The organism is Kitasatospora sp. NBC_01539 (assembly GCF_045040525.1).
Classification (GTDB): Bacteria; Actinomycetota; Actinomycetes; order Streptomycetales; family Streptomycetaceae; genus Kitasatospora.
The window spans coordinates 5,798,713-5,815,532 of sequence record NZ_CP109390.1 but is presented as its reverse complement, the minus strand read 5'-3'; the positions used below and the strand labels follow the sequence as shown (position 1 = coordinate 5,815,532).

Annotated in this window: 13 protein-coding genes; 7 read left to right on the top strand and 6 right to left on the bottom strand. The window is 73.8% G+C overall.

The window, feature by feature from the left end; genetic code table 11:
* The first annotated feature begins 199 nt into the window (after positions 1 to 199).
* The 4 genes from OG335_RS25145 to OG335_RS25130 all read left to right on the top strand — a co-directional run bounded on the left by OG335_RS25145 (position 200) and on the right by OG335_RS25130 (position 5,135).
* Entirely contained in the window at positions 200 to 1,933 is a 1,734-nt protein-coding gene (locus OG335_RS25145; RefSeq protein WP_405013371.1) for an ABC transporter ATP-binding protein, read from the top strand.
* Positions 1,934 to 2,013: 80 nt separating this feature from the next.
* Positions 2,014 to 3,912, top strand: a complete 1,899-nt coding sequence (locus OG335_RS25140) for an ABC transporter ATP-binding protein (protein ID WP_405015521.1) — start codon at positions 2,014 to 2,016, stop codon at positions 3,910 to 3,912.
* A gap of 84 nt (positions 3,913 to 3,996) precedes the next feature.
* A complete protein-coding gene (gene sigJ, locus OG335_RS25135; RefSeq protein WP_405013370.1) occupies positions 3,997 to 4,875 on the top strand; it encodes an RNA polymerase sigma factor SigJ in 879 nt (292 codons plus the stop codon).
* Between the two features lie 95 nt (positions 4,876 to 4,970).
* Positions 4,971 to 5,135 carry a hypothetical protein gene (locus tag OG335_RS25130; RefSeq protein ID WP_405013369.1) on the top strand — a complete coding sequence of 55 codons (165 nt, stop codon included), beginning with the start codon at positions 4,971 to 4,973 and terminating at the stop codon, positions 5,133 to 5,135.
* A 167-nt stretch (positions 5,136 to 5,302) separates the two neighbouring features.
* On the opposite strand, the gene lepA is transcribed toward OG335_RS25130, so the two are convergent.
* Positions 5,303 to 7,174: a translation elongation factor 4 gene (gene lepA / locus OG335_RS25125; RefSeq protein ID WP_405013368.1), complete on the bottom strand. Its 1,872-nt coding sequence runs from the start codon at positions 7,172 to 7,174 to the stop codon at positions 5,303 to 5,305.
* A 522-nt stretch (positions 7,175 to 7,696) separates the two neighbouring features.
* Between lepA and rpsT the strand changes: the two genes are divergently transcribed.
* Both rpsT and OG335_RS25115 read left to right on the top strand, forming a co-directional pair.
* Positions 7,697 to 7,960: a 30S ribosomal protein S20 gene (gene rpsT, locus OG335_RS25120; protein WP_405013367.1), complete on the top strand. Its 264-nt coding sequence runs from the start codon at positions 7,697 to 7,699 to the stop codon at positions 7,958 to 7,960.
* An 821-nt stretch (positions 7,961 to 8,781) separates the two neighbouring features.
* Positions 8,782 to 9,384 carry a hypothetical protein gene (locus OG335_RS25115; RefSeq protein ID WP_405013366.1) on the top strand — a complete coding sequence of 201 codons (603 nt, stop codon included), beginning with the start codon at positions 8,782 to 8,784 and terminating at the stop codon, positions 9,382 to 9,384.
* 98 nt (positions 9,385 to 9,482) lie between these two features.
* On the opposite strand, the gene holA is transcribed toward OG335_RS25115, so the two are convergent.
* Positions 9,483 to 10,478: a DNA polymerase III subunit delta gene (gene holA / locus OG335_RS25110; RefSeq protein ID WP_405013365.1), complete on the bottom strand. Its 996-nt coding sequence runs from the start codon at positions 10,476 to 10,478 to the stop codon at positions 9,483 to 9,485.
* Between the two features lie 97 nt (positions 10,479 to 10,575).
* Here holA and OG335_RS25105 point away from each other — a divergent pair, with 97 nt between their 5' ends.
* Positions 10,576 to 10,812, top strand: coding sequence for a hypothetical protein (locus OG335_RS25105; protein ID WP_405015520.1), 237 nt, complete (start codon positions 10,576 to 10,578; stop codon positions 10,810 to 10,812).
* 60 nt (positions 10,813 to 10,872) lie between these two features.
* On the opposite strand, the gene OG335_RS25100 is transcribed toward OG335_RS25105, so the two are convergent.
* The 4 genes from OG335_RS25100 to OG335_RS25085 form a co-directional block, all read right to left on the bottom strand.
* On the bottom strand, positions 10,873 to 13,503 hold the full coding sequence (locus OG335_RS25100) for a ComEC/Rec2 family competence protein (RefSeq protein WP_405013364.1): 2,631 nt from the start codon (positions 13,501 to 13,503) through the stop codon (positions 10,873 to 10,875).
* Between the two features lie 159 nt (positions 13,504 to 13,662).
* The gene (locus OG335_RS25095; protein WP_405013363.1) at positions 13,663 to 14,682 is read right to left on the bottom strand and encodes a ComEA family DNA-binding protein; all 1,020 of its coding nucleotides are present in this window, start codon (positions 14,680 to 14,682) and stop codon (positions 13,663 to 13,665) included.
* Between the two features lie 154 nt (positions 14,683 to 14,836).
* Positions 14,837 to 15,685, bottom strand: coding sequence for a DegV family protein (locus tag OG335_RS25090; protein ID WP_405013362.1), 849 nt, complete (start codon positions 15,683 to 15,685; stop codon positions 14,837 to 14,839).
* A gap of 246 nt (positions 15,686 to 15,931) precedes the next feature.
* On the bottom strand, positions 15,932 to 16,666 hold the full coding sequence (locus tag OG335_RS25085; RefSeq protein ID WP_405013361.1) for a hypothetical protein: 735 nt from the start codon (positions 16,664 to 16,666) through the stop codon (positions 15,932 to 15,934).
* Positions 16,667 to 16,820 lie beyond the last annotated feature (154 nt).

Here is a 16,820-nt window from a genome sequence, read left to right as displayed (position 1 = left end):
AGCCAAGCAGCAGCCTAGGGGGTGCGCAGCAGTTCCGTAAGAGGGTCAGGACACCTGGCACGGCATCGGACCTGCAGTGCAGGGCGCCCTGCGGTTGCGGACCACACCGGCGACTGATGTGGTCCTAGCACGAAATACCCAGTCGCGAGTAGACCCAAAAGAGGATGCGCGCATCCCCGGCGACGACGAGAGTGTCACGGTGCTGATCAGACTGTTGCGGGCCCACCTACGGCCCTACCGCCAACCGATCTCCCTGCTGGTGCTGCTCCAGCTCATCTCCACCATCGGGGCCCTCTACCTGCCCACGCTGAACGCCGACATCATCGACGACGGCGTGATCAAGGGCGACACCGGAGTCATCCTGCGCCTCGGCGGCGTGATGATCGGCGTCGCCCTCGCCCAGGCCGTCTGCTCGGTCGGCGCCGTGTACTACGGCGCCCGCACCGCGATGGCCGTCGGGCGCGACATCCGCGCCACCGTCTTCGACCGGGTGCAGAGCTTCTCCGCCCGCGAACTCGGCCAGTTCGGCGCGCCCTCGCTGATCACCCGGACCACCAACGACGTCCAGCAGGTCCAGATGCTGGTGCTGATGGCGTTCACCCTGATGGTGGCGGCGCCCATCATGTGCGTCGGCGGCGTCGTCATGGCGCTCAACCAGGACGTGCAGCTCTCCGGGCTGCTGCTCGCCGTCGTCCCGATCCTCGGCATCGTCGTGGTGCTGCTCGTCCGCCGCCTCCGCCCGCAGTTCCGCGGGATGCAGGAGCGCATCGACGGCGTCAACCGGATCCTGCGCGAGCAGATCACCGGCATCCGCGTCATCCGGGCGTTCGTCAAGGACGGCCACGAGCAGGAGCGCTTCGCCTCCGCCAACCGGGACCTCGCCGACGTCTCCCTGCGGGTCGGCCGCCTCATGGCCTTCATGTTCCCCGCCGTGATGTCCGTGGTGAACGTCTCCAGCGTCGCGGTGCTCTGGTTCGGCGCCCACCGGATCGACAGCGGCGGCATGCAGATCGGCGCGCTGACGGCGTTCCTGTCCTACCTCATGCAGATCCTCATGAGCGTCATGATGGCCACCTTCATGTTCATGATGGTGCCGCGCGCCGAGGTCTGCGCCGAGCGCATCCAGGACGTCCTGACCACCGAGACCAGCGTCACGCCCCCGGCCCACCCCGTCACCGTCCTGGAGCGGCACGGCCGGCTCGAACTGCGCGGCGTCGAGTTCCGCTACCCCGGCGCGGAGGTCCCCGTGCTCCGCGGCATCGACATCCACGCACGGCCCGGCGAGACCACCGCCGTCATCGGCTCCACCGGCTCCGGCAAGTCGACCCTGCTCGGGCTCGTCCCGCGGCTCTTCGACGCCACCGGCGGCCAGGTGCTCGTCAACGGCGTCGACGTCCGCGAGATCGACCCGCTCACCCTCTCCGGCGTCATCGGCTTCGTCCCCCAGAAGCCGTACCTCTTCTCCGGCACCGTCGCCAGCAACCTGCGCCACGGCCGGCCCGACGCCACCGACGAGGAGCTGTGGCAGGCCCTCACGACCGCCCAGGCCAAGGACTTCGTCGAGAAGCTCCCCGAGGGCCTCGACGCCCCGATCGCCCAGGGCGGCACCAACGTCTCCGGCGGCCAGCGCCAGCGCCTCGCCATCGCCCGCGCGCTCGTCCGCAGGCCCGAGATCTACCTCTTCGACGACTCGTTCTCCGCGCTCGACTACGCCACCGACGCCAAGCTGCGCCGGGCCCTGGCCGCGGAGACCTCCGACGCCACCGTGGTGATCGTCGCCCAGCGCGTCTCCACCATCCGCGACGCCGACCGCATCATCGTCCTCGACGAGGGCGCGGTCGTCGGCACCGGCACCCACCAGGAACTCATGGCCGACAACCCGACCTACCGGGAGATCGTCCTCTCCCAGCTCACCGAACAGGAGGCGGCGTGACCAGCCCCGGCAAGCCCGCGAAGCCCAGCGCCTCGCAGGAGGCCGCCGCCCGCCGCGGCCCGGCCGGCCCCGGCCGGTTCATGGGCGGCCAGGGCACCGAGAAGTCCATGGACTTCAAGAGCTCCAGCAGGCGCCTGCTCGCCATGCTCCGGCCGCAGCGCACCCTGCTCTACGGCGTCCTCGCCCTCGGCATCGTCAGCGTCGGCTGCGCCGTGGCCGGCCCGTACGTCCTCGGCCGCGCCACCGACCTGATCTTCGCCGGCGTGGTCGGCGCGCAGAGCCCGGCCGGCGTCAGCAAGCAGCAGGTCCTGGAGAGCCTGCAGCAGCGCGGCGACGGCGCCGTCGCCGACATGCTCTCCACCGTGCCGTTCACGCCCGGCCAGGGCATGGACTTCGACGCCATCGGCACGGTGCTGCTCTGGGTGCTGGGCATCTACGTCGTCTCCGCCGTCTTCGGCATCTTCCAAGGGCGGCTGGCCACCACCGCCATCCAGCGCACCGTCTACCGGATCCGCCAGGACGTCGAGTCGAAGATCGCCCGGCTGCCGCTCAGCTACTTCGACAAGCAGCCGCGCGGCGAGGTGCTCAGCCGGGTCACCAACGACATCGACAACATCGGCCAGTCCATGCAGCAGACCATGGGCCAGGTCGTGAACTCGCTGCTGACCATCGTCGGCGTGCTCGCGATGATGTTCTGGATCTCCCCGCTGCTGGCGCTGATCGCCCTGATCTCCGTGCCGCTGTCGGTCGTCGTGGCCGCCCGGGTCGGCAAGCGGGCGCAGCCGCAGTTCGTCGCCCAGTGGAAGACCACCGGAGCGCTCAACGCGCACATCGAGGAGATGTACACCGGCCACGCGCTGGTGAAGGTCTTCGGCCGCCAGGAGGAGGCCGCGAGGGTCTTCGCCGTGGAGAACGAGGCGCTGTTCGAGTCCAGCTACCGCGCGCAGTTCATCTCCGGCATCATCCAGCCGGCCATGATGCTGATCGGCAACCTCAACTACGTGCTGGTCGCCGTGGTCGGCGGCCTGCGGGTGGCCAGCGGCGCGCTGTCGATCGGCGACGTGCAGGCGTTCATCCAGTACTCCCGGCAGTTCAGCCAGCCGCTCACCCAGGTCGCCTCCATGGCCAACCTGGTGCAGTCCGGCGTGGCCTCCGCCGAGCGCGTCTTCGAACTCCTCGACGCCCCGGAGCAGAGCGCCGAGCCGGCCATGCCGGAACGCCCCGCCGAGCTCTCCGGCCGGGTCGCCTTCGAGGACGTGTCCTTCCGGTACGAGCCCGACAAGCCGCTCATCGACAACCTGTCGCTGAAGGTCGAGCCCGGCCAGACCGTCGCCATCGTCGGACCCACCGGCGCCGGCAAGACCACCATGGTCAACCTGCTGATGCGCTTCTACGAGGTCAGCGCCGGCCGGATCACCCTCGACGGCGTCGACGTCGCCGCGATGTCCCGCGAGGAGCTCCGCTCCGGCATCGGCATGGTGCTCCAGGACACCTGGCTGTTCGGCGGCAGCATCGCCGACAACATCGCCTACGGCGCCGACGGCGCCACCCGCGAACAGGTCGTCGAGGCCGCGAAGGCCGCCCACGTCGACCGCTTCGTGCGCACCCTGCCCGACGGGTACGACACGGTCATCGACGACGAGGGCACCGGCGTCAGCACCGGCGAGAAGCAGCTGATCACCATCGCCCGCGCGTTCCTCGCCCAGCCCAGCATCCTCGTGCTGGACGAGGCGACCAGCTCGGTCGACACCCGCACCGAGGTGCTGATCCAGCGCGCCATGGCCCGCCTGCGCACCGGGCGGACCAGCTTCGTCATCGCCCACCGGCTCTCCACCATCCGCGACGCCGACGTCATCCTGGTGATGGAGAACGGCTCGATCGTCGAGCAGGGCACGCACGACGAGCTGATCAGCGCCGAGGGCGCCTACGACCGGCTGTACCAGGCGCAGTTCGCCGAGGCCGTGGCCGAGGTCGACTGACCGCCCCGCCGCGTACAGGAGGGGGGAGGTCCGGTCCGTCCGGCCTCCCCCCTCCCGCGTGCCGGGCCGCGCTACCGTGGTCGGGTGACCGACGTCGACCAGACCGCCATCGACGCCTTCGAGGCCCAGCGCCGCTACCTCGGCGCCGTGGCGTACCGGCTGCTGGGCTCCCTCGCCGACGCCCAGGACGTACTCCAGGAGGCCTGGCTGCGCTGGCAGGGCGTCGACCGGGCCGGCGTCGACGACCCGCGCGCCTACCTCACCACCGTCGTCACGCGGCTCTGCTACGACCAGCTCGGCTCCGCCCGGGCCCGCCGCGAGGCATACGTCGGCGAGTGGCTGCCCGAACCGGTCGTCTCCACCGACGCCACCCCCGACGAGCTCGCCGAACTCGGCGAATCGGTCTCGCTGGCCGTGCTCGCCGTCATGGAACAGCTCTCCCCCGCCGAACGCGCCGCGTTCGTGCTGCACGACGTCTTCTCGGTCGGCTTCGACGAGATCGCCACCACCCTCGACCGCACCCCGCAGGCCGCCCGGCAGCTCGCCTCGCGCGCCCGGCGCCGGATCCGCGAGGGCGGCCGCCGCGCCGCCGTCGACCCCGCCGAACACCGGCAGGCCGTCACCGCCTTCGCCGCCGCGACCGCCCGCGGCGACCTCCAGGCCCTGCTCGCCGTCCTCGACCCGGACGTCGTCTGGCACTCCGACGGCGGCGGCGTCGTCTCCGCCGGCGCCCGTCCCGTGTACGGCGCCGACAAGGTCTCCCGCCTCGTCGCCGGCCTGGTCACCCGGTGGTACACCCCGGAGTCGTCCTACGCGCACGTGCTGGTCAACGGCGAACCCGGCCTCGTCCTCCTCTCCGCCCCCGGCCGGGTCGACGGCGTGATGGCCTTCACCGTGACGGACGGCCGGATCGCCGAGGCGTACATCGTCGTCAACCCGGAGAAGCTCTCCCACCTGGTGTGACCGGCCGCTCCCACCGCGTACGTGCCCGGACGCGACTGCGGCGCGGATCACGGTCGCAGTCGCGCCTGCTGCGCCACGTGCTCCGCGGACGCCGGGTGACCCACCGGCAGGCCCGCGCCACCGAGATCGACCTGACCGCCCGCACGGTGGTCCTCGGCTCCGGCGCACCCCTCCTCGCGTACGACACCCTCGTGTACGCCCTCGGCAGCCGCACCGCCTTCCACGGCGTCCCCGGGGCCGTGGTGACCGGGCTGCGCTGAGCGGCGGGCGGGGGCGGGCGCCGGGGGCGACGGGCGGCCCGGCCGGTGGGGCGCGGCGGGGCTCGGGTGGCTCCTCGTCCACGGAACGGCGGAGGGCCGCCGCACCGGGCAGATCGGATCGACTCCGACGTGCGGGTGCGGCGGCCCTCGCGGTCACCGGACGGGCGCTACTTCTTCTCGCCCTTGGGGGTCTCGGCGTCGGTGGACAGCGCGGCGATGAAGGCCTCCTGCGGGACCTCCACGCGGCCGACCATCTTCATCCGCTTCTTGCCCTCCTTCTGCTTCTCCAGCAGCTTCCGCTTACGGGAGATGTCACCGCCGTAGCACTTGGCGAGGACGTCCTTGCGGATGGCGCGGACGGTCTCACGGGCGATGACCCGGGAGCCGATGGCCGCCTGGATCGGCACCTCGAACTGCTGCCGCGGAATCAGCTTCTGCAGCTTGCCGGCCATCATCACGCCGTAGTTGTACGCCTTGTCCTTGTGCACGATCGCGGAGAACGCGTCGACCGCGTCGCCGTGCAGCAGGATGTCGACCTTGACGAGGTCGGCCGACTGCTCGCCGATCGGCTCGTAGTCGAAGGAGCCGTAGCCGCGGGTCTTGGACTTCAGGTGGTCGAAGAAGTCGAAGACGATCTCCGCGAGCGGAAGGGTGTAGCGCAGCTCCACACGGTCCTCGGAGAGGTAGTCCATGCCCTGGAGGTTGCCGCGGCGGCCCTGGCAGAGCTCCATGATCGCGCCGACGAACTCGTTCGGCGCCAGGATGGTGCCGCGCACCACCGGCTCGTGGACCTCGGAGATCTTGCCGGTCGGGAACTCGCTCGGGTTGGTGACGGTGTGCTCGGTGCCGTCCTCCATCACCACCCGGTAGATCACGTTCGGGGCGGTGGAGATCAGGTCGAGGTTGAACTCGCGCTCCAGCCGCTCCCGGATGATCTCCAGGTGCAGCAGGCCGAGGAAGCCGCAGCGGTAGCCGAAGCCGAGCGCGACCGAGGTCTCCGGCTCGTAGACGAGCGCGGCGTCGTTCAGACGCAGCTTGTCGAGGGCGTCGCGCAGCAGCGGGTAGTCCGAGCCGTCCAGCGGGTACAGGCCCGAGAACACCATCGGACGCGGGTCCTTGTAGCCGCCCAGCGCCTCGGTCGCACCCTTGTGCATCGAGGTGATCGTGTCACCGACCTTGGACTGCCGGACGTCCTTCACGCCGGTGATGATGTAGCCCACCTCGCCGACGCCGAGGCCGTCCGCGACCTTGGGCTCCGGCGAGATGACGCCGATCTCCAGCAGTTCGTGCGTCGCGCCGGTCGACATCATCGCGATGCGCTCGCGCTTGGTGAGCTGGCCGTCGACGACACGGACGTAGGTGACCACGCCGCGGTAGGAGTCGTAGACCGAGTCGAAGATCATCGCGCGGGCCGGGGCGTCCTTGACGCCGACCGGGGCCGGGATGTTGTCGACGATGTGGTCGAGGAGGTCCTCGACGCCCAGGCCGGTCTTGGCGCTGACCTTGAGGACGTCCGACGGGTCGCAGCCGATGATGTGCGCGATCTCCGCGGCGTACTTCTCCGGCTGGGCGGCCGGCAGGTCGATCTTGTTCAGGACCGGGATGATCGTGAGGTCGTTCTCCAGCGCCAGGTACAGGTTGGCGAGGGTCTGCGCCTCGATGCCCTGCGCCGCGTCGACCACGAGGACGGTGCCCTCGCAGGCGGCCAGCGAACGGGACACCTCGTACGTGAAGTCGACGTGACCCGGGGTGTCGATCATGTTCAGGATGTGCGTGTTCCCGGTGTTGGCACCGGTCAGCGGGGCCCACGGGAGGCGGACCGCCTGCGACTTGATGGTGATGCCGCGCTCACGCTCGATGTCCATGCGGTCGAGGTACTGGGCGCGCATCTGCCGGGGGTCGACGACACCGGTGATCTGCAGCATCCGGTCGGCGAGCGTCGACTTGCCGTGGTCGATGTGGGCGATGATGCAGAAGTTGCGGATCACCGCCGGGTCGGTCCGGCTGGGCTGTGGCACATTGCTGGGGGTCGCGGGCACCTTGGTCCGATTCTCCGTGTGGTCCGGGGGCCGGGGTGTCCGGGTCATCGCTGACCGGCTTCCCGGGGACCGGACGGGCTCGTCCGATCGATGTATGGCTCCCCCCATCCTCCCACGAGCCCGGGGCACCGTGGCGGCCAGCTCTTCCGCCCGACCGGACGGGCACGGAAGGACCGCCGCTCCCCCGCCTCCGCGGGGCCCGGCGGGGCTACGCGGAGATCGACGGGGATCGGCGGGGACTGGCGGCTCCGAGCAGGGCGGGCGGTCGGCTGCACGGCCCACTCGGTGCACGAGCGGGTGCGGACGCAGGACGGGCGCGCGGACCGGGTACGCGGACCGGCTACGGGGGCCGGGTACGCGGGCCGGGTCGGCCGCCTGCCACGGGCGCGGCCGGTTTGGGGGCGGCCGACCGCCCCTGGTAGCGTGGGGCGCTGCACCCCGCCTTCGGCATGCCCTCTCAGCAGGTCACGGGACCCTGGGGTGCAACCCGTCAAGACCGATCAAGACAGACTGAGGCTCTTCGTGGCGAACATCAAGTCCCAGATCAAGCGCAACAAGACCAACGAGAAGGCGCGCCTGCGCAACAAGGCCGTCAAGTCCTCGCTGAAGACCGCGCTCCGCAAGGCCCGCGAGGCCGCCGCTTCCGGCGACTCCGCCAAGGCCACCGTGCTGGCCCGCGAGGCCTCCAAGGCTCTCGACAAGGCCGTCAGCAAGGGCGTCATCCACAAGAACCAGGCCGCCAACAAGAAGTCGGCGATCACCAAGCAGGTCAACGCCACCGTCTGATCGACGGTGACACGTCGGCACCGATCCCGGTGACGACCCCCGGGCCCGGCCCGGACCGGACGGCTCGGCAGCGGCCCTCTACCCGCGCCCGCCGTCCACCCCTTCTCGGAGCAGCACCGGCCCTCTACCCGGAGCCCCGAGACGCTCGACTCCGTACCGCACGCGGCCTGCGTTCGCCACGCGGGTGCGGTACACAGCACCACCGGAGCGCCTGATCACAGGCGCCCCGCCGACTGCCCGCCCGGTCTCGACCGGGCGGGCAGTCGGCGTTTCCGGCCCGTCCCGCCGCACGGTGCACGGTGGGGCGGCTCACGGTGGGGGCCGGCTCAGGACCGGGCCGGGCGGCCGGCCCGGAGAGGCGGTGACCTCGGCCGATTATCCTGTGACTCTCTGTCATGGCGCCTTCACCGGTATGGTTCGGTGCTACCACTCCGCCGGACGGCCACTTGGGGGCTCCGATGTCGACACCCACGCCGCCACCCCCGCATACGGCACCGGCCCGAGGCGCAGCGCCGACCGGGTACGGCCCCGGTCCGGTGCCCGGTGGTTACGGGCCGGGACCGCTCACCGGGACCGGACCGGCCGGCCACCTCGGCAACGGTGGCCCGGGCAGGCCGCCGACCGACCCCCGCACCGGACACGGACACGTCCCGGTACCCGTAGCGGGAGCGGGAGCGGGGATGGTCCCGGGGCAGTTGCCGACACCGGGTCAGGTCCCGACGCCGGGACACGGCGGAACCGTCAGCGACGGCCCGGCACCCGGCACGGGCGGCGGGCCCGGCACCGGCCGGTCCGGACGGGCGCGCGGCCTGCTGTGGGGCGTGGGCGGAGTGCTGGCCGCCTCCGCCGTGTGGGCCACCGCGGTGCTGACCGTGCCGCAACTGGTGGCCACCGGCCGTCCCGCGCCGGGTGCCGGGCCGTACCGGCTCGTCGACGACATCTGCGCGACGGCACCGCTCACGACCTTCGGGCAGCTCTACCCCTCGGAGTACGGCAAGCCCTACCACTACGCGACGCGGCATCCCGCGCTCGACGACATGTACTGCAGCCAGTACCTGAAGAAGACCGGGGCCGACACCGACTACGTCTCGCTGTACATCCAGGCGCAGTTGCACAAGGCCACCGACCCGCAGCCGGAGTTCGAGGCTCAGCGGGCCGGGCTCCTGCAGCGGAAGTACCAGATCACCTCGGTGCCGGACCTGGGCCAGGACGCCTACCTCGGTTACCTGGACGACCCGAGCACCTCCGACGCGACATGGCACTACATCACGCACGTGCTGTACGTCCGCGACCGGGGGCTGACGTACTACCTGAGCTGGTCCGGGTCGTTCCAGGACGGCAAGACGAGCGCGCCGGACCGGGAGCAGATCCGGCAGGCCCTCGTCATCGACGGCCGCGACCTGATGCACGCGCTCGACGGCTGACTCCACCTCCGCCGGGACCGGGCGTTCGGGGTCTGGGGCGGGGACGGGGACGGGGACGGGGACGGGGTCAGAGTGTCGGGGTCGGCCGGGCAGGCGGCTCAGTACGAGCGGGACCCGGAACGGGCCGCGCGGGCGACGGCGACGACCGCCCGCTCCAGCGCGTACGCCGGGTCGTCGGAACCGCCCTTGACCGCGGCGTCCGCCTGCGCGACGGCCGTGAGGGCGGCCGCGACGCCGTCGCCCGTCCAGCCGCGCATCTGCTGGCGCACCCGGTCGACCTTCCACGGCGGCATGCCCAGCTCCCGGGCGAGATCGGCCGGACGCATGGAGCGTCCCGCCGTCGCCAGGCGGCCGATGCTCCGTACGCCCGAGGCGAGCGCGTAGGTGATGCCGGTGGGCGGCTGCCCGACCGCCAGGGCCCAGCGCAGCCGTTCCAGCGCCTCGGCGGCGCGGCCCGTGACCGCGAGGTCGGCGACCTCGAAGCCGGTGGCCTCGGCACGGCCGCTGTAGTAGCGGGCCACGGCGGCCTCGTCGATGGTGCCCTCGACGTCGGCGGTGAGCTGGCTGCAGGCGGCGGCGAGCTCGCGGAGGTCGCTGCCGAGCGCGTCGAGGAGCGCCTGGCACGCCTCCTGCCCGGCCGCCCTGCCCAGCTGCCGGAACTCGTTGCGCACGAAGGCGAGCTTGTCGCCGGCTTTCGTGAGCTTGGCGCACAGAACCTCGCGGCCGCCGGCCTTCTTCGCCGCGTCCAGCAGGCCCTTGCCCTTGGCCCCGCCGGCGTGCACGAGGATCATGATGACCTCCTCCACCGGCGCGTCGAGGTACGCCTTGACCTCCTTGACCGACTCCGCGGAGAGGTCCTGCGCGGCGCGGACGACGATCACCTTGCGCTCGGCGAAGAGGGAGGGCGTGGTCAGCTCGGCGAGGCTTCCGGGCTGCAGCGCCCCGGGGGCGAGGTCCCGCACGTCGGTGTCCGGGTCGGCCGCCCGTGCGGCCGCCACCACCTCGGCCACCGCGCGGTCGAGCAGCAGCTCCTCCTGGCCGACCGCGAGGGTCAGCGGGGCGAGCAGGTCGTCGGGTGCACTCTTCCTGGCCATCGCGTACCAGGATCGCACGGGCCGCGGACACCCCCGGACCGTAACGCCGCAGGGGCGGTTGGAGAATGGTGCCGTGACCGAGAACCTCACCCGCCAACTGCTCGTCCTGCCCGACCGCGATGCCGCCGAGGAGGTGCTGGAGGAACTGGCGACCCGCTTCCCCGATCTCGACGACCCCGAGCTGGTGCGCGACGCGCTCGCCGGGGAGGACGACGCCGAGGACGCCCAGTGGCTGCTCGTCGTGGAACCGCCGGAGGACGGCTGGACGGCTGCGCAGCTCGCCGAACTCGACGCGGTGGCCCGCGCGCAGGAGGGATGGCGGGAGGAGGACTGACTCCTCACCGCGCACCCGGGGCGGGCCCGGTCCCAGGCAGGGACGGGGCCGGGGCGGGTCTCACTCATGCCGTCCCGTGGCGACCCCGAGCCGGTCCGGGCCGCCCACGACGGCGATGTCCCCGGCCCGGTCGGTCCGCAGGACGGTCGCCCCGAGCGCGGTGAGCCGGTCCACCGTCCGGGCCGCCGGATGGCCGTACGGGTTCTGCCGGCCGCACGAGATGAGGGCGAGCCGCGGGTGGAGCGCACCGGCCAGCTCCCAGTCCTGGTGGGCCGAGCCGTGGTGCGCCACCTTGAGGATGTCGACGCGGGCGGGTGGTGGACCCGCCCTGAGCAGGGCGGCCTGGGCCGGTGGTTCGAGGTCGCCCAGCAGGGCCATCCGCAGCCTGTCGCCGGGCGGCCCGACGGTGGCGATCAGGGCGATGCTGGCGTTGTTCGCCCCCGGGGTGGCCGGGCCGAGCGTGTCGTCCGGCCAGAGCACGTCCCAGGACAGCGCCGGGCCGGCCGTCCGGTGCTCGCCGCGGTCGGCGCGGAGCACCGGGATGCGGGCGGCGCTCGCCCAGCGCAGCACGCGGGCCTGTTCGCCCGGAGGCGAGCCGAGGAGCGTCACCTGGAGTGCCCCGACGCTCCGCCCGCGCACGACGCCGGGCACACCCTCGACGTGGTCGGCGTGGAAGTGGCTGAGGATCAGCAGCGGGATGCGGGTGACGCCCAGGCGGCGCAGGCAGGCGTCGGCGGCCGCGGGATCGGGCCCGGCGTCCACGACCACGGCGGTCCGTGGGGCGACCGGAAGCACCGTCATGTCGCCCTGGCCGACGTCGCACATCGCGAGTCGCCAGCCGGGCGGCGGCCAGCCGGTGGCGATCCGGACCAGGGCGGGTGGGCGCAGCAGCACGGCGCCGAGCACCAGGGCGACGCCCACCGCCAGAGCTGCCCTGGCCCGTAGCGGGGCGGTGCGGCCGGCGGCCAGGAGCGGCGGGAGTGCCCAGCAGAGGGCGAGCGTGACGCCGGCGAGCAGCGCGGCGCCGGTGGGCCCGGTGGGCCAGCCGAACAGCGCGCCCGGCAGGGCCGCGCCGTGGCGGGCGACGGCCGCCAGCCAGCCGGTGGGCAGCGCCGCGAGGTCGACGAGCAGCCGGGCTGCGGACGGTGCCACCGGGGCCACGGCGAGGGCGGCGAAGCCGAGCAGGGTGGCGGGGGCGACGGCCGCCTCGGCGAGCAGGTTGCAGGGGACGGCCACCAGGCTGACCCGGGGCGCGAGCAGGATGGTGACGGGTGCACAGCACGCCTGGGCGGCGGCGGTGGCCGCGACGGCGGTGGCGAGGAAGCCGGGCCAGCCGCGGCGGCGGAGGGCGTCGGCCCAGCGCGGCGCGAGGGTGAGCAGGCCCGCGGTGGCGAGCGTGGACAGCAGGAAGCCGTAGGAGCGGGAGAGCTGGGGATCGAGGAGGACCAGCAGCAGCACGGCACCGGACAGGGCCGGGACGCCCTGCCGGGGGCGGCCGGTGGCGAGGGCCAGCAGACCGATGAGGCCGGTGGCGGCGGCCCGGAGGACGCTGGGTTCCGGACGGCACACGGTGACGAAGGCCAGCGTGAGGGCGGCGCCGCAGAGGACGGTCGTGCGGGTTCGGAGTCCGAGGAGGCCGGCCAGGCCGCCGCGGCCGGCCTCACCGGGTCGGCGTGGTGCGCCGATCAGGACGGCCATCACGATGGCGAGGTTCGCGCCGCTGACCGAGGTCAAATGGCCGAGGTCGGTGGCGCGGAATGCCTCGCGGAGGTCGTCGGGGAGCCTGGAGGTGTCGCCGACGACCAGGCCGGGGAGCAGCCCACGGGTGTCCGGCGGGAGGTGGTCGGCCGCCGTGCGGAGCCCGGCGCGGAGCCGGGCTGCGGCCTGCTGCGGCAGGTTCGGCCCGGACAGCTGCCGGGGCGGTCCGTGGACGGTGAGGCGCGCCGCGCTGTCCGGGCGGGCCGCTGTCCCGATGGCGGGAAGGGTGACGTCCGCAGCGACCCTGGTCGACGGTACGAGCGCCTGCCACGGGGCGATGTCCGGGGCGCGGACGACGACCTGCACGGGGGTGTGGACGGTGACGGCGGGCCGGTCGGGCTCGCCCGGGAAGCGGACGCGCTCCACGACGGCGTCGAAGGTCACCGTGGTCTGGCCGGGGACGGTGCCGCGCACCCGGCCGGTCTGGGCCGTCGGGTCGCCGGCGACGGTGAGGTCGACCGACAGCCGGACGGCCGGGGCCTGGGTCGACGGCGGTGACGGCGGTGACGGCGTGGCAGAGCCGTGGGCGGGTGACGGCGGAGGCAGCGGCCGGGCCAGCTCCGGGACCGGCCCCCGGTGGAGGTCCGCGGTGTGCAGGACAGTGGTCAGGGTGGCCGCCGCCGCGGTGAGGAGGACGGCGGCCGTCAGGGGCAGCGTGCGGGCCGGCAGCCGGCGTACGCCCGCGGGGCGGTCCGCGGGCCGCCGAAGCAGCAGGACGGCCGTGCCCGTGGCCAGCAGCGCGGCGGCGACGAGCAGCGGCTGGTGCCGTGGTGCCACGCCGAGGACGGCCGAGGTCACCGCCCACGCCGTGAGGGCGGGCACCAGCAGGCGCAGATCGGGCCGGGGCTCACCGGGGTCGGGCGGGGCGTGGTCGCGCCGCTCCGGGCGCGCCGACCATGCGGGGCTCGCGGTACGGGTGCGGGTGGTCGTCATGGTCGTTCCCTCCGTCGGAGTCGGGGCTCGCGTCGAACTCTCGGCTCGCGCCGTAAGCGACTCGTGTCGTAAGCGACTCGTGTCGTAGCGGGCTCGCGGACCAGGGGTGCGCAGCAGGGATGTGCGACCGCAGGGCCGGGCCGGCCGGGGCCCGGGCCGTCAGAGCGTGAGCAGGCTCCTGATCTCGGAGAACTTCTTCTCACCGATGCCAGGCACCTGTCTGAGCTGGTCGATCGAGCGGAACGGCCCGTGCTCCTGGCGGTACAGGAGGATCCGCTGCGCCAGCGTCGGGCCGACCCCGGGCAGGGTGTCCAGTTGGGCCGCGGTCGCCTGGTTGAGGCTGACCAGGGCTGCCCGGCCGGGGGCCGTGACGGCCTGGCCCGCAGGGGCGCCGACGAGGATCTGTTCGCCGTCGCTGAGCACGCGGGCGAGGTTGAGCCCGTCGGTGTCCGTACCGGCCAGGGCTCCCCCGGCGGCGCGCAGGGCGTCGGCCACCCGGGATCCGGTGGGGAGGGTGCGGAGGCCCGGGTGTTCGACCTTCCCCGCGACGTCCACGACGACGGTGGGGGCCGGTGAGCCGGGCGGGCCGGTGGTGCCGTGGGTGGCCGCCGGTGCGCTGCTGCCCACCGAGGCCGGGACGGCCACCGCTTCGGGCCGGTTCAGCCAGAAGTGCTGGACGGCGTAGCCGACGGCGAGCAGGAGCAGAGCGGCGAGGCCGAGGGCCGCCCGCCGGTCGAGGCTGAGGCCGGGCGGAAGGGCGAAGGCGAGTCGTCGTGCCTGGGCCGACCGCGGGACGTCGGCCGGCCCGGGAGCGGTGGCCTCGCCGAACGGCGAGCCGAGGTCGGGCGGCGGCCCGGCACCGTGCGTGGCCGGCGGGCCGTCCCGGACGTGGCGGCGGCCGCGCACGGACCTCCGCACGCGTGGTGGGGCGGGCGGCGGTCGGCCGTCGCCCGTGCCCGGACGGCCGCTGCTGCCCGGCCCCTGCGGACGCTGGGCGGTCGGCCCGGCACTGCCGGGTGCCGCACCGCCGTCGGACGTGTCCGGCGGCGGTCTGAAGGGGCGGCCGTCAGCAGCAGCGGGGCTGCCGCGCAGGGCGGAGGTGAGCAGGACGGCCAGCCTGCGCCGGACCGTCTCGGTGGTCTCTCGGCGCCGTGCGGCGCCCGGGATGATCGTCCTCATGCCGAGGACGGTACGGATCCGCCCCGGCCGCCCTCGGGCATCGCGATCCGCCTGTGGACAACTCGGCCCTGTGGACAACGCGTGTCACCCGGGCGGGTGAGAACCGCGTCCGAACGGGTGAGAACCGTGCAGGAGGGAACCCGTCGGCCGCCGCTCAGCAGCGCGGCGAGACCACCACCGCCAGCAGTCCGGGGCCGACGTGCGCACCGATGACGGCGCCGACCTCGCCCACGTACAGGTCGCGGAGGCCGGGCACGCGCTGCCGCAGGCGTTCGGCGAGCGGTTCGGCGCGTTCGGCGGCGGCCAGGTGGTGGACGGCGATGTCCACCTCCGCGTCACCCGCGCGTTCCACCGCGATCTCCTCCAGCCGGGCGATCGCGCGGGAGGCCGTGCGCACCTTCTCCAGCGGTTCGATGCGGCCGCCCGAGAGGTGGAGCAGCGGCTTGACGGCGAGGGCCGAACCGACCAGGGCCCGGGCGGCGCCGATCCGGCCGCCGCGCCGCAGGTGTTCGAGGGTGTCGACGTAGAAGAAGCCGCTGCAGGCGGCGGACCGGCGGACGGCGGCCGCCGCGGCCTCGGCCGGGCCGAGTCCGGCCTCCGCAGCCTGGGCGGCCGTCAGGACGCAGTGGCCGAGCGCCATGCCGACCAGGCGGCTGTCGACGACCTCGACCGGGATGTCCGCCTCCGCGGCGGCCAGCACGGCCGCCTCGTACGTGCCCGAGAGCTCGGACGACAGGTGCACCGACACGACTCCGGTGGCCCCGGCCTCGGCCGCTGCGCGGTAGGCGCCGGCGAAGGTCTCGGGGCTGGGACGGGACGTCGTCACCCGCCGCTTGGCCCGCAGGGCCTCGGCGACGTCCTTCGGTGAGATCTCGACACCTTCGGTGAGGACCTCGTCCCCGACGGCGACGCTGAGGGGCACTACCTCGATCCGGTGCCGGTCGACGGCGTCCTGGGGGAGGTAGGCCGTGGAATCGGTGACGAGGGCGAGGTGGCCGGGCATGAGCCGGAGGTTACTCCGCGCCCGGCGCAGATGACAGCGGCCGCCCTCCCCCGGACGGCCGTGCGCCGCCCCGGGTCCCGGGGGCCGCCCCCGCCGGTCGGCAGGGACGCGCCGCCGCCGAGCGGACCGCACCGTCCTGGCGCCGGTCCTGGCGCCGGTCCTGGCACCAGGCCTGGCACCGGGCCTGACGCCGCGCCACCTTCCGACAGGGCGGCCGGTGCGGAGGGGATGTCCGGTGGTGCCTGTCTACGCACCACCCGCGTGCGGCTTGCGCAAGCGGTCGGCCAGCCGGTTCAGCGGCTCGCCGAGCCCGAGGACGTCCTCGGCCCGCAGGCGTCCGCCGGTGCCGAGCCCCTTCGGCCCGTCCCCGGCTGCGGACGCGGCCGACGCGGCAGACGCGGCTCCCGAAGCCGTGTCCGGGCCCGCGACGCGGTCCCAGTGCCGGAGCGCACCGGCCTCGTCCTCGCACTCCCGGCCGAGCCTGGCCAGTTCGTCGTCGGCGAAGCGCCGCATCCGGTCCTGGGCGGCCCAGCGCATGGCCTCCGCGGAGTGGGTGATCCGCCCGGCACGCTCCTTCAGCTCGGGCAGCCGGGCGACGACGCGGCCGGGGTCCGGCTCGCGTTCCAGGGCGCGCATCTCGCGGTCGAGTTCGACGGCGTGCGCGTCGAGGCGGGCCAGCAGCTGGAGGGACTCGGAGAGCTGGGAGTCCTCGGCCACGCCGGCTTCGAGCACCTGCCGGGTCGCGTCGAGCGAGGTGCGCAGCGACAGGCGGGCGGAGGCGAGCTGCCCCTGCGAGCCGGGCTTGGCAAAGGACTTGGCCCGCAGGGCGGCGTTCTCGACGGCGCGCCGGGCTTGGGCCTCGTGCCGTTCCACCTTGGCCGCGACGGCCTTCGCGGCCTTGACCGTGCCGACCACGGCCATGACGGCACCCGCCACGACGAACAGCACTACCAGGGCGATCACCACGCCGAGCGCGTCCATCCCTACCCCACTTCCCCGGTGCCCGCCGGGGCCCGGTCGCCGGTGCGGCCCGCGCGGCCGCCCTGGAACCTCCACCGTAGCCTCCGGGGCGCCCGGTGCGGAGCCTCCGCGGCCTGCGGACGGCAGAGATCAGGGTGAGCTCAGGGACCTCTCA